Origin of the sequence: Salinirubrum litoreum, assembly GCF_020567425.1 — an archaeon.
In the GTDB taxonomy this organism is placed as follows: Archaea; Halobacteriota; Halobacteria; order Halobacteriales; family Haloferacaceae; genus Salinirubrum; species Salinirubrum litoreum.
The window spans coordinates 104,899-127,455 of the sequence record NZ_JAJCVJ010000001.1 but is presented as its reverse complement, the minus strand read 5'-3'; the positions used below and the strand labels follow the sequence as shown (position 1 = coordinate 127,455).

Below are 22,557 nucleotides of genomic sequence, written 5' to 3'. Positions count from 1 at the left end.
TCCTCTCTCCCCGACCCACACGCACAAGCCACCAGCGTCCGACGCACACGGCATGAACTTCGACTACCCGTGGCAGTTCACCGGTCGACGCTCGGCCGTCATGGCCCGGAACGGCGCGGTCGCCACCAGCCACCCACTCGCGGCCCGAACCGGCGTGCGCGTGCTGGAAGACGGCGGCAACGCGGCCGACGCGGCCGTGGCGGTCGCGGCGGTCCTGAACGTCGTGGAACCGCACATGACCGGCATCGGCGGGGACGCCTTCGCACTGGTCCACAGCGAGGGCGACGTGACCGCGCTGAACGCCTCCGGCGGCGCGCCCGCCGCCGCGGACATCGACGACTACCGCGAGCGCACCGACGCGACGGAGGACGGCGAGCCAGTCGTGCCGGCCGACGGCGGCCTGCCGGTGACGACTCCGGGCGCACTCGACGGCTGGCACCGACTCACAGACTGGTTCGGCACCCGCGAGTTCGGCGACCTGCTCGGTCCAGCGATCGACTACGCCCGCGAGGGCGTCCCGGTCTCCGAGTGGATCGCCCGCCAGTGGGCCGGCGCAGCGAGTCGATTCCGGCAGTTCGACGCGACCAGCGAGACCTTCCTGCACGACGGCGACGCTCCCGAGGTCGGCGAGACGTTCCGCAATCCGACGTTAGCGGAGACCTTCGAGACCGTCGCCGAGGAGGGGATCGGCGCGTTTTACGGGGGCGAGATCGGCGAGGCGGTCGTCCAGCGCGTGCAGGAGCACGGCGGGACGCTCGAACTCTCGGATCTCGAAGCGCACGAGGGCGAGTGGACCGATCCGGTGAGCACCGAGTACCGAGGCGTCGAGGTGCTGGAACACCCACCTAACGGGCAGGGCACCGTCGCACTGGAGGCACTGAACGTCGCCAGTGCGTTCGATCTTCCGGACGATCCGACCGATCCCGACCGCCTCCACCACCTGATCGAGGCGACCAAGATCGGGTTCGCCGACGGCTACGAGTACATCTCCGATCCCGACGAGGCCGACATCCCGCTCGACCGGATGCTGTCTCCGGAGTACGGGCACGACAGAGCAGGCGAGGTCGGCCACCGGGCGGACACCTACGACCCGAAGGCGGGACTCGACTGGGCGGGCGGCACGGTCGGGAGAGCGACCGAACCGGGCGACCCGACCGCAGGCGACGGGCCAGCGCCGGACAACACGGTGTACCTGACGGTCGTGGACGGCGACGGGATGGCCGTCTCGCTGATCAACAGCGTCTATATGAGCTTCGGCAGTGCACTGACTGCGGCGGGCTTCGCCCTCCAGAACCGGGGCCACAGTTTCTCGCTCGACCCCACACACAACAACTGCCTCGCGCCCGAAAAGCGCCCGTTCCACACGATCATCCCGGCGATGCTCCGGGAGGACGGCGAGTTCCGCGCCTCGTGGGGCGTGATGGGCGGGTCGATGCAACCGCAGGGACACCTCCAGGTCGTCGCCAACCTGACGGACGGGCTGAACCCGCAGGCCGCGCTCGACGCACCGCGGTTCCGGTGGCTCGAGGGCCAGCGCGTCGCACTGGAGACGAACCGCATCCCGGAGTCGGTCGTGACGAACCTCCGGGGCAGAGGACACCGCGTCGTCGAGGAGGACGAGTTCTTCGACGCGGGCGGCCACTGGGGCGGCGGTCAGATCGTCTACCGCGACTCGGACGGCACGCTGATCGCCGGCTCCGACCCCCGGCGTGACGGCGCGGCGATGGGGTTCTGAACCGCCTGTGGCTCGATTGCACACCCCGGACACGTTCAAGTCGCTCACTCGCGTCGAGTCGGGTATGCCCGGTCCACCGTTCCTCCACGGCGAGACGGTCACGCTGAACCCGGTCGACGAAGAAGACCTGCCGTTCGTCCAGCGCGTCGTCAACGACCCCGAGGTCTGGCAGTCGCTCGGCTCCGCGACACCGAAGACGATGAAACAGGAGGAGGAGTGGTACGAGCAGGTCTCCCAGGAGGAGACCGACGTGCATCTCCTGATCTGCGTCGACGGCGACCCGGTCGGCACCGTCGGCATGCACGTCAACGAGACGTGGGGCACCGGCGAACTCGGCTACATGGTCGCGCCGGAGGCGTGGGGCGAGGGCTACTGCACCGACGCGGTTCGGACCATCAGCCGGTACGCCTTCGACGAACGCCGACTGGACAAGGTCGTCGCCGAGGCGTACGCGACGAATCCGGGGTCCCGGCGCGTCCTGGAGAAGGTCGGCTTCCAGCGGGAGGGCGTCCATCGGCAGGAGGCGTTCGTCGGCGGCGAGCGCGTCGATCTGTGCCACTTCGGCTTGCTGGCCGACGAGTTCGACCAGGACTGAACTCCCGACGAACGCGGACGCCGGGGACCAGTCGCCACCGGCTATCGGGACGTTTAACCGGGAGTCTGCCGGCGGTTGGAGTATGAAGGCGACCGCGCGTGCCCACCCGATCCAGGGGCTCGTCAAGTACCACGGGATGCGCGACCACGAGATGCGACTCCCGTACCACGACAGCATCAGCGTCTGTACCGCCCCCTCGAACACGACCACGACCGTCGAGTTCCAGCCCGACGCCAGCGATGACGTCTACGTCGTCGACGGCGAGACGGTCGACGGTCGCGGCGCGGAACGCATCGACTCGGTCGTCGACGAGGTCCGCGCCCGCGCCGGCGTCGACCACCCCGTCCGCCTCGAATCGGAGAACTCCTTCCCCACGAACGTCGGCTTCGGCTCCTCGGCGTCCGGCTTCGCGGCCGCCGCGATGGCACTGTCGACCGCCGCCGGCATGGACCTCTCCCGCCCGGAGGTCTCGACAATCGCCCGGCGCGGCTCCGCCTCGGCGGCCCGCGCGGTCACAGGGGCGTTCTCACAGCTCCACAGCGGGATGAACGACGCGGACTGTCGCTCCTACCGCGTCGAGAGCGACCTCGAAGACGACCTGCGCATCGTCTCGGGACTCGTCCCGGCGTACAAGGAGACGGAGCAGGCCCACGCGGAGGCCGAGGACAGCCACATGTTCCAGGCCCGGATGGCCCACATCCACGAACAGATCGACGAGGCCCGCGACGCCCTGCGTGCGGCGGACTTCGAGCGCACCTTCGAACTCGCGGAACACGACTCGCTGTCGCTCGCCGCGACGACGATGACCGGTCCGGCCGGCTGGGTCTACTGGCAGCCGCGCACCATCGCCATCTTCAACGCCGTGCGCGAGTTGCGAAAGGAGGACGTCCCGGTCTACTTCTCCACGGACACCGGCGCGTCGGTGTACGTCAACACGACCGCCGAGTACGTGGACGAGGTGGAGGCGGCCGTCGCGGACTGCGGCGTCGAGACCGAAGTGTGGGAGGTCGGCGGTCCCGCCCGGATTCTCGACGAGTCGGACGCGTTGTTCTGAGGAGTCGCGACGGCTGTCGCTTCTCGACGTTTCTCGCGGTCGAGTCAGCCGGTGGCGTCCACCGCCAGCAGTCGCCCGTCGTCGGTGTGGACGTAGACGCCGTCGTCGTCGGTGCCGGCCGTGACGCCCGCGTCGAACGTGTGCCGGAGGTCGGGACCGGTGCCGTCGGACTCGAAGCGACTCACTTCGTTCTCCTCGGTGACGACCACGAACGACTCGTCACTCGACGCTGTCCGGCGAATCGGCGCGTCGAATCGGAACTCGTCTGTCTCGCTGCCGTCGGCCGGATCGACCTCGTAGACGGTCCCGAACCGGCCCGAGCCACCGAATCCGCCGCGTGTGCCGGTCGCCACCTGCAGGACGCCCTCGGCGTGGATGCCGGCGACTCGCGCCCGGCCGAAGCCTCGCGTCCAGCGTTCGGTCCCCCCGGCATCGAGACGCGCGAGACTCACGGCGTCCTCGCCGCCGACGTAGACACGCTCGCCGTCTCCGGTGCTCCCATCGAACCGATCCGGCCCGGCGGTCGTCGTCCGCCAGTCCTCGCCGCTCCACGTCCATCGTTCGGTGCCGTCGGAGCCATCGACCGCGACGACACCACCGCCCCCGCCGTAGTAGACCCTCCCGTCGCTCGCGGTCAGTTGATCCTCCGGAGCGGCGAGGATCGTGAAGCGAGTCCCGTCGAGTCGGTTGCGGTGCCACCGAACCGAGCCGTCTGCCGTGTCGATTGCCGTCAGTCCCCTGTTCGCCACGTAGAGCGTTCCGTCGTCCAGCGCGGTCGCGGAGGCGAGCGAGTCGACGCGGCGTTCCCACACCCGGTCGCCGGAGCGGAGGTCGAACGCGACGACGGTCGCGCCGTCGCCCCCGTGCAGGCCGACGTAGACGTGGTCGTCGTCCACGGCGGTCCCGGTGAGTCGGCCGAGGTCGGCGGTCCAGCGCGACTCGCCGGTGGCTTTCTCGACCGCGTGGACGCGGGTCGGTTCGATGCCGCCGTCCCGAACCCCGACCGCGACCACCGTCTCGCTCGCGACGAGCGGTGCCGGGTCGAACGTGTCCGTGACGTCGGTGGTCCACTCGGTTCCCTCGGGACCGCCGATGCCGAGGCTGTCGACACAACCGGCGAGCGAGCCGACGACTGCGGTTCCGCAGGCGGCGAGCAACGTGCGTCTGGAGGGCACACCGAGGCCTGCGACCGGCGCGGGTAAACCGCTTGTGACCGCGCCGCGACCACACGGTTCTTGCCGCTGCGGGCCTACAATCTCCCCATGCAGGTCGCCGTCCTCGGAGCCGGCTACGCCGGTGTGACACTCGCCCGCAAACTCGAATCGCGCCTCCCGCCGGACGCGGACGTCGTCCTCGTGGACGCCGACCCGACCCACCTCGTCCAGCACGAGGTCCACCGGGTGATCCGCCGGCCCTCGGTCGCCGACGCGATCCAGGTGCCCCTCGCAGAACTGTTCGACCGCGTCGAGGTGCGCGTCGCCGAGATCGCGGACGTCGACACCGACGCGAAGGCCGACGGCACCCCCGGCGGCCACGCGACGTTCGAGTCCGGCGAGACACTCGACTACGACTACGGCGCGGTCTGTCTCGGCGCGGAGACGGCCTTCTACGACATCCCCGGTCTCCGCGAGCACGCAACTCCCTTGAAGCGCGTCGACCACGCCGAGTCGATCCGGGCGGACTTCCTCGATCTCTGCGAGACGGGCGGGACCGCCGTGGTCGGGGGGGCCGGCCTGTCGGGTGTGCAGGTCGCCGGTGAACTCGCCGCCCTCGCACGCGAGAAGGATGCAGACGACCGCGTCGACGTCGTCCTGCTCGAACAACTCGATTCGGTCGCACCGAGTTTCCCCGAGAACTTTCAGGAGGCCGTGAGCGAGGCGCTGGTCGAGCGCGGTGTCGAGATCAGGACCGGGACGACCGTCACCGAGGTCCGCGACGGCGAGATCACGACGGACGCCAGTCGGGGAGACGCGACCGAGTCCGACAGCCGCGAGCGGACGCTCGCCTACGGCCAACTGGTCTGGACGGGCGGTATCGCCGGCACGCCCGCGATGGACGACGACAGACCGGTCGTCCGCCGGGACCTCAGACTCACCGACTCGACCTTCGTCGTCGGCGACGCGGGCAGGGTCGTGGACGCCGACGGACAGGCGGTGCCGGCCAGCGCCTCGGCGGCGATCCGCGAGGCGAGCACCGCGGCGGCGAACCTCGAGAAACTGATCGAGCACGACCTCTCCGGCGAGGGCGGCTTCGCGCCGCGACTCGACGCCTACCGGTTCGACGTGCCGGGCTGGATCGTCTCGGTGGGTGACGGTGCGGTCGCGCAGGTCGGGCCGACCGTCGTGACCGGCGGCGCGGCGAAGGCGATGAAGGCGACCGTCGGTGCCGGACATCTCGGGTCGGTCGGCGCGGTCCGGCAGGCGGTCGATCTCGTGGAAGAAGAGTTACAGGCCTGAACCGGGGCTCAGACGAACGGGATGCCGAACACGTCCACGCCGGCAATCGGCAGGACTTCCAGCACGAGGACGGCGGCGACCCACGCGACGAAGCCGATGATACCGGCGTCGACCCACCCCTCGCCGTAGCGCCACTTGATGACCCAGATCCACGCGAGCAGTGGGAGGAACGGGCCGATCAGCGGGACCCCACGCAGGAACGCGTTCACGACCGCCCAGACGAGTGCCCCCACCAGCGCGGTGACGACGGCGAACTCGAAGCTCTCCTCGCCCGAGACGATGCGTGCTGCGAGGTAGATGGCGAGTCCGCCGACCAGTAGACTGACGAGAAACGTGACCAGTGCGGAGACGACTTCGACCATACGGGCAGTGCGTCACGCCGAGGCTTGAAGCCGACGGCCGCAACGCTCGCTGGCGAGCCGCGTTCTCACTCCCCACGCGCCGCCGCGACGAGGGCCCGCACCCGATCCGGATCGACCGGGTTCGTCGTCACCCCACCTTCTTTCAGCGCGGTGCCGACGATCACGCCGTCGGCGACGCCGAGAATCTCCCCGACAGAGTCGGTCGTGACGCCACTGCCGACCAACACGGGGACGCCGGTGTCGAGTCGGTTCCGGCGGGCGACCACCTCGCGGAGGTGGTCGAGATCGACCGCGTGGCCCGTACCGACCCCGGAGACGATCAACCCGTCCGCGAGCCCTCGTTCGACACCCTCGGCGACCGCCTCGGCGTCGAAGTCGTCGGTGGCGAGGGGGGCCGAGTGCTTCACGTCCACGTCGGCGAGGATCGACACGTCCTCGGCGTCGAGGCGGTCGCGGAGGCGCAGCGTCTCGTGGGCCCGTCCCTCGACGACACCCTGGTCGGTGACGCGTGCGCCGGTGTGGACGTTCACCCGGATGCAGTCGGCGTCGGTCGCGGCGGCGACCGAGAGGGCCGCGGTCGCGTCGTTCCGGAGGACGTTCACGCCGACCGGGAGGTCGGTCGCACGGGCGATGCGCCCGACGTGATCGGTCATCGACGCGGCGACGTGGGTCGGCACCGAGTCCGGGTAGAAGGGGGCGTCCCCGAAGTTCTCGATCACGATCGCGTCCACGCCACCGGCTTCGAGCGCCTCGGCGTCTGCGACCGCGCGGTCGCGGATCGCGTCGCGGTCGCCGTCGAAGCGCGGTGCGCCGGGGAGTGGCGGCAAGTGAACCATCCCGATCACGGGGTCGGCAGCGAAGTCGAGTGTCACGGCCAGCGGTTCGCAGGCGTGGGGTTAGAGGTTGTCGTCCCGCGTGTGAAACGGTCGGTCGCGAGTCCCCGCTTCGTGGCTAGTAGTCGTGGGGCGGTCGTGTGTTCACACTGGACACCGAGCAAGTCCTAAACCCGTCGGGCCCCTCTCGCGTCTATGAGTAGATTCCTGGACGGCGAGTGGCTCTCGGAGGCCGAACTGACAGAGAAGAGTGAAGACGGCTCGTTCGACCGACAGGAGTCGGTGTTCCGGGACTCGGTGCGTGCCGACCCGGACGCCGAGTTCCCGGTCGAGTCGGGGCGCTACCACCTCTACGTCTCGTACGCCTGCCCGTGGGCACACCGAACCCTGATCGCCCGCGCTCAGTTGGGATTGGAGGACGCCATCAGCGTGGACGTAGTCGACCCCTACCGCGAGGACGGCGGCTGGCAGTTCACCCCCGAGAAGGAGGGCTGTACCACCGACTCGATCAACGACTTCGACTACCTGCGTGAGGCGTACAAACTGGCCGACACGAACGTGAACGGTCGCCCGACGGTGCCGGTGTTGTGGGACAAGAAGAACGAGACCATCGTCAACAACGAGTCGCGCGAGATACTGCGGATGCTGACGACCGAGTTCACCTCGCTCGCCACGCGCGAGGCCGACCTCCTGCCGGAGGGGTACGAAGAGGAGGTGGACGCCCTGCTGGACGACATCTACCAACCGATCAACAACGGCGTCTACCGCACCGGCTTCGCCGACTCACAGGAGGCCTACGACGAGGCCGTCGAGGAACTGTTCGAGGCGCTCGACGAGTACGACGACCTGCTGGCCGACCAGCGCTATCTGGCCGGCGACCGCCTGACCGAGGCGGACATCGCCATGTACACGACGCTGGTGCGCTTCGACGAAGTGTACCACACGCACTTCATGTGCAACCACAAGCTCATCCGGGAGTACGAGAACCTCTGGCCGTACCTGCGCGACCTCTACCAGACCCACGGCTTCGGCGACACGACCGTGATGAGCCACATCAAAGAACACTACTACACGACCCACCCGGACGTGAGTCCGAAGCGCATCGTGCCGAAAGGTCCGAACCCGAGGTTCGAGGCCCCGCACGACCGCGACCGTCTGACGCCGACGCCGGACGCGGCCGACTGACCGTTTCGGTCCCGCGACCGACTCAGGACAACTCGTACACCCGCGCCTCGTAGGGACCGAGCACGAGTTCCTCGAGGGCGTCGGATTTTGCCGAACCCTCCTGCGCTCCGCCTGTTGCCGGACCACTCCGCGACTCGTCGCCCACGTCGTTCGACAGCAGGAGCGTCGGGTCGGCGTCGGCGACCGCGAGGTCCTCACTCGGGTCGTAGGTCGCCGGGTCGTCGCTCCAGTTGAGGACGACCAGCGCCCGGTCGTCGCCCAGTGTCCGAGTGTAGGCCCACACTCGGGGATGCTCGTCGGTCAACAGGTCGTAGTCGCCGTAGACGAACAGGTCGCTGTCGTGCCGGAGGTCGATCAACTCGCGGTAGTAGTGCCAGACGGAGTCGGGATCGTTGCGGGCGGCCGCGACGTTGATCTGCTCGTGGTTCGGATTCACCGGGAGCCACGGGTCGTCGTCGGTGAAGCCGGCGTGCTCGTCGGCGGACCACTGCATCGGCGTTCGGGCGTTGTCCCGACAGCGGTAGCGAATCAGCTCCTGCACCTCGGCGAAGTCGTCGATCTCTCCCGAGGCGATGCGGTTCTCGACCCGAGTAGCGGCGTCGGCGTCCGCAATCTCGTCCAGCCCCGACCACGGGTAGTTCGTCATCCCGATCTCGTCGCCCTGATAGAGATAGGGTGTGCCCTGCAGGGTAAACAGCAGCGTGGCGATGAGTTTCGCCGATTCGCGGCGATACTGCTCGTCGTCGCCCCACCGGGAGACGACGCGGGGCCAGTCGTGGGTCCCGAAGAACAGCGTGTTCCACGCGTCGTCGTCCGCGAGTGCGTTCTGCCACTCGGTGAAGATCTCCCGGAGGTCGGGCAGGTCCCACGGATCGACGGTCCACCAGCCGTCTTCCTCGTCGAAGTCCAGCGTCATGTGCTCGTAGTGGAAGATCATGTTCAGGCCGTCGCCAGAGGGACCGCAGTACTGCTTGGCCTCATCGGTCCCGGCGTCGATGCCTTCGCCGACCGTCATCACGTCGTAGTTGGCGAACGTCTCGTCGACCATCTCGGAGACGTACTCGTGGATACGCGGGCCGTTGGCGAAGTGGCGGCTTCCGACCCACCCCTCGGCGGGGTCGCCGTCCGGCAGGTCGGCCGGTTTCGAGAGGAGGTTGAACACGTCCATCCGGAAGCCGTCGATGCCCTTCGCGAGCCACCAGTCGATCATCTCGTAGATCTCCTCGCGGACGGCCTCGCGGTCCCAGTGGAGGTCCGGTTGCGTCTCGTCGAACAGGTGGAGGTAGTACGCTTCCCGCTCGCCGTCCCACTCCCACGCCGACCCGCTGAAGCCGGACTCCCAGTTGTTCGGCGGGACGCGCCCCTCCGGACCGGGGCTGTCCCGGCCGTGCGGTGCGCCGGCAGAACCGGACTGGCTCGCGGACCCGGCGGTCCCGCCGCGCCCGTCGGCGTCGACGTTCCGGCCGTCGTGCCACCAGTAGTAGTCGGCGTAGTCCTCGGCTTCCTCGCGGGAGCGCTGGAACCAGACGTGTTCGTCGGAGGTGTGGTTGACCACGAGGTCCATGATGAGTCGCATGTCGCGGTCGTGCATCTCGGCGAGCAGGTCGTCGAAGTCCGACATCGTGCCGTACTCGTCGAGAATCGCCCGATAATCGCGGATGTCGTAGCCGTTGTCCTCGTGCGGGGAGTCGTACAGCGGGTTGACCCAGACGATGTCTACACCCAGATCGTCGAGGTAGTCCAGTCTCTCGATGATTCCACGGATGTCGCCGATCCCGTCGCCGGTGGTGTCGTTGAAACTCTGCGGGTAGATCTGGTAGACGAACGACTCTTTCCACCACGCACGGTCGACGTCGTCTCGTGTGGTACAGTCTGACGTGGTCACGGTTCTGCCTGAGCGATGGTCGCTCCGGTGATAAAATTCCGGGGGCGAGACCGCTGACGACCGGGCCTACCGGATCTTCCGCACGTCGCTCACGTCCAGTCCGCCCTCGTGAATCTCGGTCTCGAAGCGAACGATGTTCTCGGACTCCAACCGCGAGAGGACGCCCCGGAACTCCTTCACGACCATCGTCCGGGCGCGCTTCGACCCGCCGGACTCCCACTCGAACTGGAGGGTCCCGCCGGCGGCGTCCATCAGCGTCCCGAGTTCGGTCGGTTCCAGCGACTCCTGGTTGACGAGCAAGACGATCAACCCGCCCCAGTTGTGCGCCGCCTTCTGGAGTCCCTTCATGACCATCGCGATGTCGCTCCACGCCATGTCCTCCGAGACCGCGCGCACGAGGTCGGTGATCGAGTCGATGAGGACGAGGTTCCCCTGCGCGTGCTCGTTCAGGTAGTCACCGAGTGCGGTCAGGACGTCGTCGCGGCTCCCGCGTTCCCCGAGATCCGTCAGGTGGGTCGTCTCGCCGACGTACCACTCTCGGGGGATCGGACTGAGTTGGAAGTACTCCGGCGAGAAGTCGCGGAACTGGATCTGTTCGACCGCCGCCTCGGTGATCTCCTCGTCCATCGTGTAGGCCATCTCGCGGGCGAGGTGGTCCTCCCCGGCCGTAAACGAGAGGTAGTGGACCTCCGGGGGGACCTCGGCCTCGCTGTCGAGATCGCCGTAGTGGAGTTCGAACAGATCCTCGTCGGCGTGTGCCAGCGCGTTCATCGCCGCGCTGGTGTAGAGAAACTCCCGCGCGCCGGCCCCCAGTTCCCCCGCCAACAGGACCACGTTCCCCGGCGGTGCGCCGCCGCCGACGATGGAGTCGAACCGCGAGACACCGAACGGGATGCGCGTCATACGTTCGCCTCTCGCGCCGCCGGGTTAGTAGTTCCGCCGGCGGCCGGTCACGGTCGGAACTCACTCGACGCGCGCGCCGTGGTTCCGGGCCGAGACGACACGTACCTCACCGCCGACACCGGCACGCTCGAGTGCGGCTTCGCCGGCCGCGACCGCCGCTCCGGCGCGACTCGTGTCGGTGACGCCGTAGACCGCCGGCCCCCACGAGGACTGGCCCGCTCCCGTGATCGCCGACGATTCGGACAGCGCCTCGACGACGGCACCGACCGGCGGGCGGTAGACGCCCCCCTGCTGGTCCGCGTACCACGCGCCGTTGAGTCGCCCGATCTCCGCGACCGCCTCACCGAACACGGACAGTCGTTCCTCGGCGAGCGCCGGGAGCAGTCGCCGGGTGACGATGCCGCTGATCCGGTCGCCGAGTTCCGGGTCGGCAGAGTCGACCGCAGAGCGCATACTGGCGTCCTCGGCGTCGCCGTCCCTGCCGGGGGCGGCGTCAGGCAACACGAGGAGGAAGCGCCAGTCGTCGGGGATCGTGTGCCGGACCGCGACCGCCGGGACGGTCCACTCGCCGTCTGCCGGCCGGTCGGTCGTGAACCGGGTGGTCGGGTGACCCGCGTCGAGGACGAACCCGCCCGCCTCGAAGGTGCCGACACCGACGCCGGACCGGCCGCCGCGACCGAGGTCGGGCGCACGGGCGCGGACCTGCGGGTCGCGGTCCCACGCCTCGGCGACCGCCGTCAGCGTGGCGAGCGCGAGTTGCGTCCCGCTGCCGAGTCCGTGGTGGCGGGGCAGCGTCTCGGCGACCGTCACCGACGCGCCCGGCACGTCCAGCAGTTCGACGGCACGCTCGACGTACTCGCGGGCGTCGGGGTGATCGCAGTCGACCCCGTCGGCGCGAGTCGCGTCGAGGACGACCCGTGGCTCTGCGAGTGCGACCCCCAGCCCGCCGTAGAGACGCTCTCTGGAGAGCGCGAGGTTCAGGAAGCCGAAGTGGAGGCGGCCGCCGACCGAGACGCGCGTCATGTCGTGGAGGTGGTGGGCCGGCGGAAAACCGCTTTCGACGGTGGCAACCGAGCGACGTGAGGCGGACTGGCTCTCGCGCCGCCTTCCACAAGGAACTTACTGGCACGGGACCGACACCGGGGCATGTACCACATCGTCGGCGGCGGCATCGCCGGGTTGGCGACCGCCTACCGCCTCCAGCAGGCGGGCCACGAGGCCCACGTGTTCGAGGCGAGCGACGACCTCGGCGGACTCGCCGCCACCTACGAGACCGCCGGCGACGACATCGAGCAGTTCTACCACCACCTCTCGAAGTCCGAGGAGACCATCGTCGAACTCGCCGCGGAACTGGGACTCGGCGACCGACTCGACTGGCTGATCGGCAAGAACGCCTACTACGTGGACGGGGTGGTCCACCCACTCGACACCGCGTGGCAGATCGCCGCCTACCCGCACATGAGTCTCTACGACAAGTTCCGCCTCGGGATGTTGACGCTCGGAGTGGACGTGCGCGGTGGGGTGCCGGACTTCGACGCCTACGACGACCTCTCGGCGTACGAACACGAGCGCATCGAGGACTTCGTGGTCGAACACACGACTCGCGGGGTGTACGACAACTTCGTCGACCCACTGCTCGACGGGAAGTTCGGCGACCGGAAAGCGGACGTGTCGGCCGCGTGGTTCCTCGGCAGGGTCCGGTTCCGGGGCGAACGTGACCTCCTGCGCGGCGAGAAACTCGGCTACTTCCAAGGCGGGTTCGCACCGCTGATCGAGGCGCTGGTCGAGGCGGTCGGCAGAGAGAACATCACGACCGGCGCGCGAGTGACCGACGTGTCGGTCGCGGGCGACGAGGAGGTCGGTGCCGGTGTGGAGGCGACCGAAGAGGCAGTCGAGACTGTCACGGTCGAGACCGATGCGGGGCGCGAGACCCACGAGACCGACGGCGTGGTCGTCGCGACGATGCCGAACGTCCTCGAAGACCTCACGGGCTACCAGTGTGACATCGACTTCCAGGGGGCGGTCTGTGCGCTGGTGACGATGGAGGAGTCGGTGATGGACACCTACTGGCTCAACATCGCCCACGACGCGCCCTTCGGCGCGCTGATCGAACACACGAACTTCGTCCCGCCGGCGCAGTACGGCGGCGACCACCTGCTGTACGTCGCCAGTTACATCCAGTCGCCCGAGGAGGCGGTCTGGCAGGCCGACGACGAGGAACTCCGCGACATGTGGCTCGGCCACGTCGAAGAGATGTTCCCCGAGTTCGATCCGGACTCGGTCTCCGAGTTCCGGGTCGCCCGCAACCCGCGTGCCGCACCGATCTACGAGCGCGGCTACCTCGATCTGGTGGTGCCCTACGATCTGGCCGACGACGTGGCGGAGGGCGTCTACTACGCCGGGATGGCGAGCGAGGCACAGTACCCCGAACGCAGTCTGAACGGCGGCATCGTCGCCGGCTTCGAGTGTGCAGATCGGATCGTCGAGAAGGCCGGGTCGGATCGACCGGCAGAAGGCAGTTCGTCGGTCGTCAGCGTCGAACGCGAGCGCACCACGCAGGAACCCGTCGCCGACGGCGAGGGCGACTGAGGCTCAAAAGTCGGTTCTGACGCGCTCCAGTGCGGTGAGCGTCCCGTCCATGAACCCCTCGTCCAGCACCGTGTCGGCGGTCTCGCGGGCGGTCTCGTCGGCGTTGGCGACCGCGAAGGAGCGCCCGGCCACGCGGAAGGTCGAGGCGTCGTTGACGCTGTCGCCGACCGCGACGAACTCCGCGGGGTCGCGGTCGAGCACCGACGCGACGAGTTTCAGGCCGTCACCCTTCTCGACGCCCGGCGTCTTGACGTGGTAGGCGTAGCCGGTGTCGACGACCTCCATGTCGTACTCGGCGGCGACCTCTCGGAGGAGGCCCTCGTCGGCGGTCAGGCGGACTGCCAGTTCCGTCTCGCGCCACCAGTTCGTGGTGTCTGCGGCACCCCACCCGGTGTCGCCGCCACGGGCCTCGAACTCCTCGATCACGGCCTGCGCGCGGTCGCGGTCACCCTCGTAGTGGACCTGTTCGTCCGCGAGAACGACCCCGCCGTTCTCGGCGATGACGAGTTGCTCGATGCCGACGAAGTGCGTGAGGGCGACGGGGTACGGGAACGCCTTCCCGGTGGCGACGACGACGGGAGCCTCCCACGCCGGGAGCGCCTCGAAGACGCGCGGGTCGATGGTCCCCTCGCTCGTGGTGAGTGTCCCGTCGATGTCTAAGGCGAGTGGCGGCAGGTCGGTCATATCGGTGGGTCGGGCGGTGGCGGGAAAACTGGCTCGATACGTGACTTGGTTCGGGACGGAGTCAGAGGGATCGGCGACTTACGACGAGCGAGACTGGGCCTCGACAGCAACGGCGCGGCGGACGCTCGTCGCACCGAGAACCGCGCCGCACCCCGGCACGCCTTCGTCGCGCGCCGGTCGACACGCGTCGGTCGAGTCACGCTTCCCGGTTGTCGGCCCACTCGTCGGCCGAGATGCTGTACCGGATCGCGTCACGCGGTTCGCCGCCGATCACCTCCGCGTTCCGAACGTGCCCCTCGCGCCGGCCCCCGAACCGGTCGACGTACTTCGAGATCGCGCGTGCCGACCGCTCGTTGTCCGGATCGTGGGTCACCGCGACGACGTTGAGGTCCAGTCGGTCGAACGCGAGTGCCAGCAGTCGGCCGGCGCGTTCCCCCGAGTAGCCCCGCCCCCAGAACGGCTTGCGGAACCAGACACCGATCGTCGCCAGTCGGCGGTCCCAGTCCGGGTGGATGCCGGTCAGGCCGGCGAACTCTCCCGCACGCTCGCCGGAACGCGGCCGGACGACGTAGGTCGCGGCCTCGCCGGCGTCGAACTGCTCGCCGCAGGTGGCGATCCAGTCCCGTGCCTGTTTCGGCGTCTCGTAGGCGTCCCACGTCACGTACTCGGTGATCTCGTCGATCGCAGGAGCGTCGGTGTTCACGTGGGCGTACAGGTCCAGTGGGTCGTTGTCGTCGGGATGCAGTCGCTCGTAGCGCAGGCGGTCGCTGTGCATCTCGGCCGGAAAGAGGCTCATGCGGACGGGTCGTCGCCCTCCCTCAAAGCGGTTCGGCCGGTGTGTCACCCGATGTCGTGGTCGGCCGGTGTCGCGATCGGCCGGCGGCGAGATCCTGGCCCATCGACCGGTCGCCCGGGTCGGCCGGCTACTGGTCGTCCGACTCCTCGACGGTCTCGAACTCGATCTCGATCCGGTCGTCCAGCCCCTCGCGTGCCCTGGCGTCTTCGACCGTCAGCGACTCGCCCTCGCGGGTCAGGACGGTCGTCAGTGGCTCCCGGCGGTCGCGGATCTCGGTCGCGTCCGCCGTCTCCTCGTCGCTCTCCGCGTCTGCCGCGTCGTCTGCGTCCGCCCGCGTCTCGCGGGGGATCACGGCTTCGATCTCCACTTCGACCAGCATCTCGTCGCCCAGCAGGTCCGCGACGCCGACCATCGTGCTGGCCGGGTAGTGTGGGTACTCGAAGAACTCGGCCCGTACCGCGTCCACGTCGGCCTGCGTCTCCCGGTCGAGTTGCTCCGCGAGGACGTGGTACCGCGTCGTCACCACGTCGTCGATGGAGCCGTCGATGTCCGAGAGCAGGGCATCGAGCATGAGAAACAGCTCCGTCACCTGTTCGGCGACCGTCTCGCCCGGCGCGCCGGCACCCGAGAGGAGCACCCGGTCGTGGTCCGCGTGGTGGGTGACCACGCCGTCGGCGATGACGACGTGCGGCACGCCCTCGGCGCGGGAGTCCGCGAAGCCCGGCGCGAGTACCGTCTTCCGCACTCAGACCACCGCGTCGTAGGCGTCGGCCATGATGTCCAGCGCCTCGCGCAGCGTATCCTCGTCGGTCGCGTACGACAGGCGGGCGTACCCCGCGCCGTGGTCGCCGAAGGCCTCACCGGGGACGATCACGACGCCGCGTTCGATACACTCGTCGACGAAGCCCTCCGGGACCCTCGGCATCGCGTAGAAGGCACCCTCGGGCGTCGGCAGGTCGAGCCCGATGTCGGTCAGGCCCTCGACGATCAGGTCGCGCCGGCGCTCGAAGGCGTCGGTCATCTCGCCGACCACGTCCTGGGGGCCGGAGAGGGCGGCCTCGGCGGCGAACTGCGCCGGAGCGCTGGCGCACGCCTGCACGTACTGGTGGACCCGGAGCATACGTTCGATCCGGGGGTTCGAGGCTGTCACCCAACCGAGACGCCACCCAGTCATGGAGTAGGTCTTCGAGCAGGCGTTGACGACGACGACGTTGTCGGACTCGGCATACTGCATCGGGGAGTGGTGGTCGCCGTCGAAGACGAAGTGCTCGTACACCTCGTCGGAGACACACAGCACGTCGTGCTCGTCGGCGATGCGGGCGAAGGCGCGTACGTCCTCCTCGTCGGAGACCGCGCCGGTCGGGTTGCCGGGGCTGTTGACCACGAACGCGGCAGTGTCGTCGGTGATCGCCTCCTCGACGACTGCGGGGTCGAGCGTCAGATCGTCGCGCAGGGGCACCGGCTTCGGTTCGCCGCCGGCGATGCGGGTCAGGGCGTCGTAGGAGACGAAGCCGGGGTCGGGGAAGATCACTTCCTCGCCGGGGTCGACGTGGGCCTCCATGACGAGGTGGAGCGCCTCCGACCCGCCGGCGGTGGCGATCACGTCGCCGGGGTCGACCGCGACGCCCTGATCGCGTTCGTGTTTCGCGGCGATGGCCTGCCGGAGTCCCTCCGTGCCCTTGTTGCCCGTGTAGGCGTCGGCCTTCCCGGACCGGATGGCGTCGACCGCGGCCTGTCGAGCGTGCTCGGGTGTCGGGAAGTCGGGTTGCCCGAGTCCGAGGTTGATGGCGTCCGCGCCGGCCGCCTCGAACACCTCGCGGATGCCACTGATAGAGACGCTCTCGACTCGCTGGGAGAAGTCGGTCATACCAGACGTGGCGGATGGAACGCCGATAATCGTTTCCCTGTCGGGAGGAGAGTGCGACACCTCGGAACGGACGCCCGGACCCGACACCCACCGGTACGACCGACCCACACGAGTGTCTCCACTGCCGGCCGGGGCCGTCACTCCGTCGGTGCAGCCCCGACGGTGACTGTCGAACCGGGTTCCCTGGACGATGTATCAACGACTGAGGATGCAAATACTCGTCAGACTGAAACTGTACCGAACCGCAACGTACAATCCGCAGAACAGTTCAACTACAATATACGATGTCAGAGACAGTCGAGGCGGAAGACGGTGGAACCACGGACGACGAGACCGAGGCCGTAGACGACCTGCTGGGCGAGTCCGACGACGACATCTTCGAGACGGTCGGCGAGGAACTGGCCGAGGAGTAGCCGGGGGGTACCGAGGTCGGTCGGGTTGTCGTGAGACGAACGGATCGAGTGTTGCGAGCGACCGGAGGGGCACGTTCCCACGTCTGTCGGACGCGCAGTACACCACGTCACACCACGAGCGTCAGGTGCAGGGCACCGAGGAGTGCGGCGCCGCCGATCCAACTCCGAGAGAACCAGCTACCGAAGTCCAACAGTGGGTGGTCTCTGAGTGCGAGGTGCGCCAGGCCGTGAACGACGGCGAACGAGTCGATCCCGATCTGAGCTATCGGTGCGTCGACGGACCAGAGAACCACGACGAGCAGTGGCGCGTGGAGCGCGGTGAAGACCCGATACGCGGTCTCGTCACGCACGGGCAGCGACGCGACGAAGAACCGCCACTCTCGCCGGCGAATCGCGTCGAGTTCGTGGACGAGGAGACACGCGACGACCGCGAGAAACAGGAGTCGTGGTACTGCGTCCATACGCCGCTACTCGGACGCTGGCCGGCATAACGGTTCGTGCGGGACCGGCGCTGCGTCCCGGTGGGCCGACGGACCGTGAGCCGACGAGAATCGCGGGTCGAGAGACCGAACTGGGCTCGCTCCGCTACCGACTCCAGACCACGGCCTCGGCGTTCGCAATCTCGAACGCGCCGTCACCGATCTTCTCGGCCGCGGGTGCCACCAGTTCCGGTTCCCACCCCGCTGTCTCCAGGTCGGGGATCTCCTCGGCCAACACCTCGGGGGACACCTCGACGGGCACACCCTCCATGTTCGCCGCGAACAGCAGTTCCTCGTCACCGTCCGGCGACGACCGCACGCCGAGATAGATGATCGTCCCGTTCGAGGGATGCCGGTAGGTGAAGTAGTCGTCCTCGCCCAGATCGGCGCGAAGCCACGGCCGGTCGAAGCGGAACTCCCGCACCTGCAGGTCGAAGGCGGTCCGGGTGTCGTCCTGCATCTCGTGGTAGTGCGAGAGGTTGGCGAAGTCCGCCACGTCCCGCATCCAGGCGTAGCCGAACGCCTCCAGATCGTCCGCCGTCAGATCGTCACCCAGCGGCGACTCCAGTGCGGACAGCATCGCCGCCATCGTCTCGAGGTCGTAGTTCGTGGCCTCCACCGCCGCCGAGAGCGCCCGGATAAACGTCCGGAGGTCGTCGCGGTCGGTGAAGCCCATCGCCTTCAGGCGCTCGAAGTGCTCGTCTTCGGCGAACCACTCCGGCCGCAACTGCCAGTCGATGAAGTTCGACTCGTCGGAGACGACCTTGACGTTCCACTCCGGATCGGTGTCGCGGACGAAGCCCCACGGGGCGCGCATGTTGGCGTGGGTGAAGTCCATCGGCACGCCCGGCATGAAGCAGTGGAACAGCATCGACGACGCCGCGTTGTTGTACGCCGCGTCCAGCGTCTCCGGCAGGTCGTCGCCGAGGTACGGGTTGACCGGCGACTGGTTGAACTCGACCGTCGCGTCGATCTGCGTCCCCCGCCGGATCGTGTCGTGGTTGGCGACGCCCGTGAGCCACTGGCCGCCGAAGTCGGCCACCTCGAAGACGCGCCACCACTTCGACGCCCAGAACGTCAGCAGGGCGGGCGTGTTGTGCGCGAAGGTGATCGGCGACCACTGGAAGGAGTGCGGGTGCTGTTCGATCAGTGCCCGGTAGGTGGAGGCGAGTTCCCAGTCCTCGCGGGGCCACGGTCGGCCGTCCTCGTAGATCATCCACGGGCGGTACTCGGTGCCGCCGACCTCCTGCGTGACGGCGTCCATCTCCGCGAGGTAGTCGTCGTCGTGGATGTTCTTCTCCTTCTCTGGGTCCCAGTACGTGAAGTCCTGCGCGCCGTCGACACGGATGCCGTCCGCGCCGAAGTCCATCTTCCGGCGCTGCATCTCCAGCAGGATGGCCCGCACCGTCGGGTGCTGATAGTCGAGGTCCTGCCCGTACATCCCCGGGCCGGTGAAGTAGTAGTCGTTCAGCAGTTCGAGCGCGCCGTTGTCGGCGTGGCCCAGCGCGATGTCGAAGACGACCTTGATCGGCCGCGGGAGGTTGTGACACGCCGCGATGAACTCCACCAGTTCGTCCGGCCGACCCGTCTCCAGAATCGCGGGGTTCGGCGCGGAGAAGCCACAGACGACGATGTCGTAGCCCCAGTTGATCATGTCCGGGCGGCCGACCTCGACCGCGACGGTCTCGGCGTCCGTCGCCGTCTCGCCGTCTCCAGTGTCCGCATCGACCTCTCCGGCGTCCACCACCGACCAGAAGTCGTGGTGGTCGGGGTTCTCCGTGATCGGTTCGACGGGCATCACCTGCATCCCGTCGTAGCCGACGAAGTTGCGCTCCGCCGGCGTCAGTTCCTCGCCGGCCTCCTGTTTCTCGCCGATCCCCTCGTAGTGGCGCGCCAGTCCGGCCAGCGAGCCGTCCTCGGTCGCGGTGCCGGGATGCACTTCGAGCATACTCACGGCCGGGTCGACGCGCGGCAGGCCGTCGTCCTCGGTCGTGGAGACGGGTTCCGCGTCGGTCCCCAACTCCTCGAAGTACCACCGGTCGTCACGTTCCTCGTCCAGTCGCTCCATGTCGTAGAACTCCGCCGGCGCGAAGACGCCGAAGGGGACGGAGTACGACAGCGGATCGGGCACGGTGTGCCACTCGCCCTCGTGTCGGTAGGCGAGCTGGTAGAGCGACCCCAACTCGTCGGTGGTGCCGGCTTTCAGCCCCTCGTAGACGCCCCAGTGGTACTCGCCCTGGCGGCGCAGCGGGACGCGCTCCCGCCGGAACTCGACGGTCTGGTCGTCGTCCGCGAGGTCCACAGACTCGGTCGCGGTCAGCACTTCGAGGTAGACGTCGTCTGCGTCGACGCCCGCATCGAGCAGTTCCGGCGTCCAGAAGCCGACCTCCGCGCGGCCGTCCACGTAGTGTGCGCCGAGTCGCGTCGAGAGCTCTTTCGCGGCCTCGAAGTCCGAGTCGTGTGACTCGCTCACCTCGCGGTGCCACGCGAGGAGGTCCTCGGTCGCGTCGGCGAGGAGTTCGGGCCTGTCGTACTCCGAACTCATGCCTCGGCTCGCAGGACCGCCACGGTCTCGACGCGCACGTCAGTCCCGTCGCCGGCCACCGAGTCGCCGGTGATCGCGTCGGTGGTGTCGACCGAGAGATCGAAGTCCACGGCGGCGGGTTCGGCACCGAAGTTGAGGACGACGACGAACTGCTCGTCGTCGGCCTCGCGGGCGAACGCGACCGCCCGGTCGGTGTCGGCCTCGTAGTCGACGCGACCGAAGTCGCCGTCGAAGCCGAGTGCGTCGATGTCGTTGCGCGCGGCCTCGAGGTCCTGGTAGAACTCGCCGAGTTCGTCGTCCGCGTGGTCCCACGCCAGCGGGTCACGCCGGCCGCGTTGACCGATCTCCTGCCCGCCGTACAGCATCGGGACGCCCGGCAGGGTGAACAGCGAGGCACCGGCCGCGAACGCCTCGGGGCGACCGCACTCCTGGATGTAGCGCGTCTCGTCGTGGTTCTCGATGTACAGCATGAACGCGGCGTGGTCCGGGAAGCCGACCTCCGCACGCTGTTCGATGGCGTCGAGGATGCGCTCTGCCGGTTCGTTGCCCCGGCCGACCTGCCGGAGCGTGAAGTACAGCGTCGTGTCGAAGTGGATGTCGAAGGCGAGTTCGTGGAAGTCCGCGATGTACGGAATCGTCTCGTCCAGCAACAGGAACTCGGAGTCCTTCTCCTTCAGGCGTTCCCGGATCTCGGTCCAGAACGGCCGGGAGACGGCCCACGCCATGTCACACCGGAAGCCGTCGACGTACTCGGCCCACTTGTCGACCGCGTCCAGCAGGTGGCGGCGCACCTTCAGGTTCCGGAAGTCGAAGTTGGCGATGTACTCCCAGTCGAAGTAGGTGCCCGGTTCGCCGTTCTCCTGCCACTCGTACCAGTCGTAGTACTCCGAGTCGGGGTTCTTGTAGGCCGACTGGAAGAACGGGTGGTCCCGCGCCGAGTGGTTCAACACGAGGTCGAACAGGACGTTGATGTCGTGGTCGTGTGCGGCCTCGACGAACGCCGCGAAGTCCTCCTCGGTGCCGAGGTCCTCGGCGATGGAGAAGAAGTCGACGATGTTGTAGCCGTGCGGGGCGTGGTCGTTCTGGAGGACCGGCGTCAGCCAGATGCAGTCCACGCCGTGCTCCGAGAGGTAGTCGAGTCGCTTCGAGAGCGCCTCGAAGGTGTTGTCGGCCTCGTCGTCGTCGCTCGCGTAGCCCCGGACGTAGATCTCGTACAGCGTGACCGACTTCGACCACTCCGGCGGGTCGTTTAGCCGGACGACGGACACCTCGCCTGCCTCGTCGCGTTCGACGCTCACGGCGTCGGCGACGCTGTAGGTGTCGGCCAGTGCGACTCCGTGGACGCGCACGCGGTCGTCGAAGGCGGACAGCGGGATGTGGACGGCGCGCTCTGCGACCGTCACCTGCGCGCGGTCCACATCGTCGCGGTCGTCGAGCAGGAACTCCACGTCGAGGTCCTCGTCGGGGTAGTCGCCCGAGTGGGTCGGGTGTGCCCGGACGACGACCTCGTCGCCCTCCACGCTGCCGGACAGCGAGATGCGCGGGCGGCCCTCGCCGGAACTCTCACGCGACCCGAGCGCGCCCGACCCGGACCCGGAGACGCCGCCGGACATCCCCGACGCCCCCGACATCCCCGACATCCCGGAGACACCGGACATCCCGGAGTAGCCCGAGACGCCGCCGCCAGCGCCGATGGGACTCATCTCGCCACGGAAGACGCGGACCGTCAGGACGTGCGTCCCGTCGGGAGCGTCGAGTTCGATCTCGTAGGTGCCGGCGGCGTCGGGCGTGAAGAACTCCACGTTCTCGTCGCCGAGACTCGCCTTGCTTGCGACCGGCGCACTCTTGACGTGCCAGTGATACGATGCGTCTGGGTCCGGATCGCGCGGGGCGAGTTCGATGGTCTCGCCCACGGCCGCGAACTGCGGTGGTCCGGGATGATGCATACCACCCATCCTCGCGCGGAACGACTTTGGCTTTACTCATTGCAGAAGTATTGACTACAGGGTCGGTTGTTTTCTGCACAAGATTTATATACCAGTTTCCGTCAGCGAGGTATAAGAACGACCCCGAAAACCCGGCGACGTGACGGGGGTAGTCGGTCGCCTTCGGACGGTTACTCACGTCGCGTTTTGCGGAATCCAGCAATACTTATGTACTGCAACACGGGTTTCAA

The 22,557-nt window shown here is 68.3% G+C and carries 20 protein-coding genes; 7 read left to right on the top strand and 13 right to left on the bottom strand.

The genetic code is table 11. The features are described 5' to 3' along the window. Positions 1-52: 52 nt before the first annotated feature. From ggt to mvaD, 3 genes are all read left to right on the top strand, one after another. The gene (gene ggt, locus LI337_RS00570; RefSeq protein ID WP_227227763.1) at positions 53-1,735 is read left to right on the top strand and encodes a gamma-glutamyltransferase; all 1,683 of its coding nucleotides are present in this window, start codon (positions 53-55) and stop codon (positions 1,733-1,735) included. A gap of 64 nt (positions 1,736-1,799) precedes the next feature. Continuing rightward, the gene (locus LI337_RS00565) at positions 1,800-2,330 is read left to right on the top strand and encodes a GNAT family N-acetyltransferase (RefSeq protein ID WP_227227762.1); all 531 of its coding nucleotides are present in this window, start codon (positions 1,800-1,802) and stop codon (positions 2,328-2,330) included. Between the two features lie 82 nt (positions 2,331-2,412). Next, positions 2,413-3,384 (top strand): phosphomevalonate decarboxylase MvaD, encoded by a 972-nt coding sequence (gene mvaD / locus LI337_RS00560; RefSeq protein ID WP_227227761.1) that lies wholly within the window; start codon positions 2,413-2,415, stop codon positions 3,382-3,384. A 44-nt stretch (positions 3,385-3,428) separates the two neighbouring features. On the opposite strand, the gene LI337_RS00555 is transcribed toward mvaD, so the two are convergent. After that, a complete protein-coding gene (locus LI337_RS00555; protein ID WP_227227760.1) occupies positions 3,429-4,559 on the bottom strand; it encodes an outer membrane protein assembly factor BamB family protein in 1,131 nt (376 codons plus the stop codon). An 87-nt stretch (positions 4,560-4,646) separates the two neighbouring features. On the opposite strand from LI337_RS00555, the gene LI337_RS00550 reads away from it, so the two are divergent. Beyond that, a complete protein-coding gene (locus tag LI337_RS00550; RefSeq protein ID WP_227227759.1) occupies positions 4,647-5,840 on the top strand; it encodes an NAD(P)/FAD-dependent oxidoreductase in 1,194 nt (397 codons plus the stop codon). An 8-nt stretch (positions 5,841-5,848) separates the two neighbouring features. On the opposite strand, the gene LI337_RS00545 is transcribed toward LI337_RS00550, so the two are convergent. Continuing rightward, a complete protein-coding gene (locus LI337_RS00545) occupies positions 5,849-6,202 on the bottom strand; it encodes a hypothetical protein (RefSeq protein WP_227227758.1) in 354 nt (117 codons plus the stop codon). Between the two features lie 65 nt (positions 6,203-6,267). Beyond that, entirely contained in the window at positions 6,268-7,074 is an 807-nt protein-coding gene (locus tag LI337_RS00540) for a BtpA/SgcQ family protein (RefSeq protein WP_227227757.1), read from the bottom strand. 156 nt (positions 7,075-7,230) lie between these two features. Between LI337_RS00540 and LI337_RS00535 the strand changes: the two genes are divergently transcribed. Further along, the gene (locus LI337_RS00535; RefSeq protein WP_227227756.1) at positions 7,231-8,220 is read left to right on the top strand and encodes a glutathione S-transferase family protein; all 990 of its coding nucleotides are present in this window, start codon (positions 7,231-7,233) and stop codon (positions 8,218-8,220) included. 22 nt (positions 8,221-8,242) lie between these two features. Here the strand turns inward: LI337_RS00535 and LI337_RS00530 are convergent, their stop codons facing one another. The 3 genes from LI337_RS00530 to LI337_RS00520 all read right to left on the bottom strand — a co-directional run bounded on the left by LI337_RS00530 (position 8,243) and on the right by LI337_RS00520 (position 12,031). Beyond that, positions 8,243-10,105 (bottom strand): glycoside hydrolase family 13 protein, encoded by a 1,863-nt coding sequence (locus LI337_RS00530; protein WP_227227755.1) that lies wholly within the window; start codon positions 10,103-10,105, stop codon positions 8,243-8,245. 66 nt (positions 10,106-10,171) lie between these two features. Next, positions 10,172-11,008 (bottom strand): RAD55 family ATPase, encoded by an 837-nt coding sequence (locus tag LI337_RS00525; protein ID WP_227227754.1) that lies wholly within the window; start codon positions 11,006-11,008, stop codon positions 10,172-10,174. A 60-nt stretch (positions 11,009-11,068) separates the two neighbouring features. Next, positions 11,069-12,031, bottom strand: a complete 963-nt coding sequence (locus LI337_RS00520; RefSeq protein ID WP_227227753.1) for a beta-ribofuranosylaminobenzene 5'-phosphate synthase family protein — start codon at positions 12,029-12,031, stop codon at positions 11,069-11,071. Positions 12,032-12,154: 123 nt separating this feature from the next. Between LI337_RS00520 and LI337_RS00515 the strand changes: the two genes are divergently transcribed. Next, the gene (locus LI337_RS00515) at positions 12,155-13,597 is read left to right on the top strand and encodes an NAD(P)/FAD-dependent oxidoreductase (protein WP_227227752.1); all 1,443 of its coding nucleotides are present in this window, start codon (positions 12,155-12,157) and stop codon (positions 13,595-13,597) included. Between the two features lie 3 nt (positions 13,598-13,600). On the opposite strand, the gene LI337_RS00510 is transcribed toward LI337_RS00515, so the two are convergent. The 4 genes from LI337_RS00510 to LI337_RS00495 form a co-directional block, all read right to left on the bottom strand. Further along, positions 13,601-14,281 (bottom strand): HAD-IIB family hydrolase, encoded by a 681-nt coding sequence (locus LI337_RS00510; protein WP_227227751.1) that lies wholly within the window; start codon positions 14,279-14,281, stop codon positions 13,601-13,603. Between the two features lie 196 nt (positions 14,282-14,477). Continuing rightward, positions 14,478-15,077 carry a GNAT family N-acetyltransferase gene (locus LI337_RS00505; RefSeq protein ID WP_227227750.1) on the bottom strand — a complete coding sequence of 200 codons (600 nt, stop codon included), beginning with the start codon at positions 15,075-15,077 and terminating at the stop codon, positions 14,478-14,480. A 127-nt stretch (positions 15,078-15,204) separates the two neighbouring features. Next, positions 15,205-15,822 (bottom strand): RidA family protein, encoded by a 618-nt coding sequence (locus tag LI337_RS00500; protein WP_227227749.1) that lies wholly within the window; start codon positions 15,820-15,822, stop codon positions 15,205-15,207. Then, positions 15,823-16,944, bottom strand: a complete 1,122-nt coding sequence (locus LI337_RS00495) for a pyridoxal phosphate-dependent aminotransferase (protein ID WP_227227748.1) — start codon at positions 16,942-16,944, stop codon at positions 15,823-15,825. It lies immediately after the preceding gene. A gap of 284 nt (positions 16,945-17,228) precedes the next feature. Here LI337_RS00495 and LI337_RS19810 point away from each other — a divergent pair, with 284 nt between their 5' ends. Further along, a complete protein-coding gene (locus tag LI337_RS19810; RefSeq protein WP_264474826.1) occupies positions 17,229-17,357 on the top strand; it encodes a hypothetical protein in 129 nt (42 codons plus the stop codon). Positions 17,358-17,464: 107 nt separating this feature from the next. Here LI337_RS19810 and LI337_RS00490 read toward each other — a convergent pair whose 3' ends face one another. The 3 genes from LI337_RS00490 to malA form a co-directional block, all read right to left on the bottom strand. Further along, the gene (locus LI337_RS00490) at positions 17,465-17,818 is read right to left on the bottom strand and encodes a DUF6713 family protein (protein WP_227227747.1); all 354 of its coding nucleotides are present in this window, start codon (positions 17,816-17,818) and stop codon (positions 17,465-17,467) included. A gap of 124 nt (positions 17,819-17,942) precedes the next feature. Further along, complete coding sequence (gene gghA, locus LI337_RS00485) at positions 17,943-20,381, bottom strand: glucosylglycerol hydrolase (protein ID WP_227227746.1); 2,439 nt, start codon at positions 20,379-20,381, stop codon at positions 17,943-17,945. After that, complete coding sequence (gene malA, locus LI337_RS00480; protein ID WP_227227745.1) at positions 20,378-22,327, bottom strand: alpha-amylase MalA; 1,950 nt, start codon at positions 22,325-22,327, stop codon at positions 20,378-20,380. Before malA ends, gghA begins: the two co-directional genes overlap by 4 nt. Positions 22,328-22,557: the final 230 nt, after the last annotated feature.

What these genes read in the sequence shown, in the direction of transcription:
- ggt (WP_227227763.1), top strand. Translation starts at nt 53, where the DNA reads ATGAACTTCGACTACCCGTGGCAGTTCACCGGTCGACGCTCGGCCGTC.
- LI337_RS00565 (WP_227227762.1), top strand. Translation starts at nt 1,800, where the DNA reads ATGCCCGGTCCACCGTTCCTCCACGGCGAGACGGTCACGCTGAACCCG.
- mvaD (WP_227227761.1), top strand. Translation starts at nt 2,413, where the DNA reads ATGAAGGCGACCGCGCGTGCCCACCCGATCCAGGGGCTCGTCAAGTAC.
- LI337_RS00550 (WP_227227759.1), top strand. Translation starts at nt 4,647, where the DNA reads ATGCAGGTCGCCGTCCTCGGAGCCGGCTACGCCGGTGTGACACTCGCC.
- LI337_RS00545 (WP_227227758.1), bottom strand. Translation starts at nt 6,202, where the DNA reads ATGGTCGAAGTCGTCTCCGCACTGGTCACGTTTCTCGTCAGTCTACTG.
- LI337_RS00535 (WP_227227756.1), top strand. Translation starts at nt 7,231, where the DNA reads ATGAGTAGATTCCTGGACGGCGAGTGGCTCTCGGAGGCCGAACTGACA.
- LI337_RS00525 (WP_227227754.1), bottom strand. Translation starts at nt 11,008, where the DNA reads ATGACGCGCATCCCGTTCGGTGTCTCGCGGTTCGACTCCATCGTCGGC.
- LI337_RS00520 (WP_227227753.1), bottom strand. Translation starts at nt 12,031, where the DNA reads ATGACGCGCGTCTCGGTCGGCGGCCGCCTCCACTTCGGCTTCCTGAAC.
- LI337_RS00515 (WP_227227752.1), top strand. Translation starts at nt 12,155, where the DNA reads ATGTACCACATCGTCGGCGGCGGCATCGCCGGGTTGGCGACCGCCTAC.
- LI337_RS00510 (WP_227227751.1), bottom strand. Translation starts at nt 14,281, where the DNA reads ATGACCGACCTGCCGCCACTCGCCTTAGACATCGACGGGACACTCACC.
- LI337_RS00505 (WP_227227750.1), bottom strand. Translation starts at nt 15,077, where the DNA reads ATGAGCCTCTTTCCGGCCGAGATGCACAGCGACCGCCTGCGCTACGAG.
- LI337_RS00495 (WP_227227748.1), bottom strand. Translation starts at nt 16,944, where the DNA reads ATGACCGACTTCTCCCAGCGAGTCGAGAGCGTCTCTATCAGTGGCATC.
- LI337_RS19810 (WP_264474826.1), top strand. Translation starts at nt 17,229, where the DNA reads ATGTCAGAGACAGTCGAGGCGGAAGACGGTGGAACCACGGACGACGAG.
- LI337_RS00490 (WP_227227747.1), bottom strand. Translation starts at nt 17,818, where the DNA reads ATGGACGCAGTACCACGACTCCTGTTTCTCGCGGTCGTCGCGTGTCTC.
- gghA (WP_227227746.1), bottom strand. Translation starts at nt 20,381, where the DNA reads ATGAGTTCGGAGTACGACAGGCCCGAACTCCTCGCCGACGCGACCGAG.
- malA (WP_227227745.1), bottom strand. Translation starts at nt 22,327, where the DNA reads ATGCATCATCCCGGACCACCGCAGTTCGCGGCCGTGGGCGAGACCATC.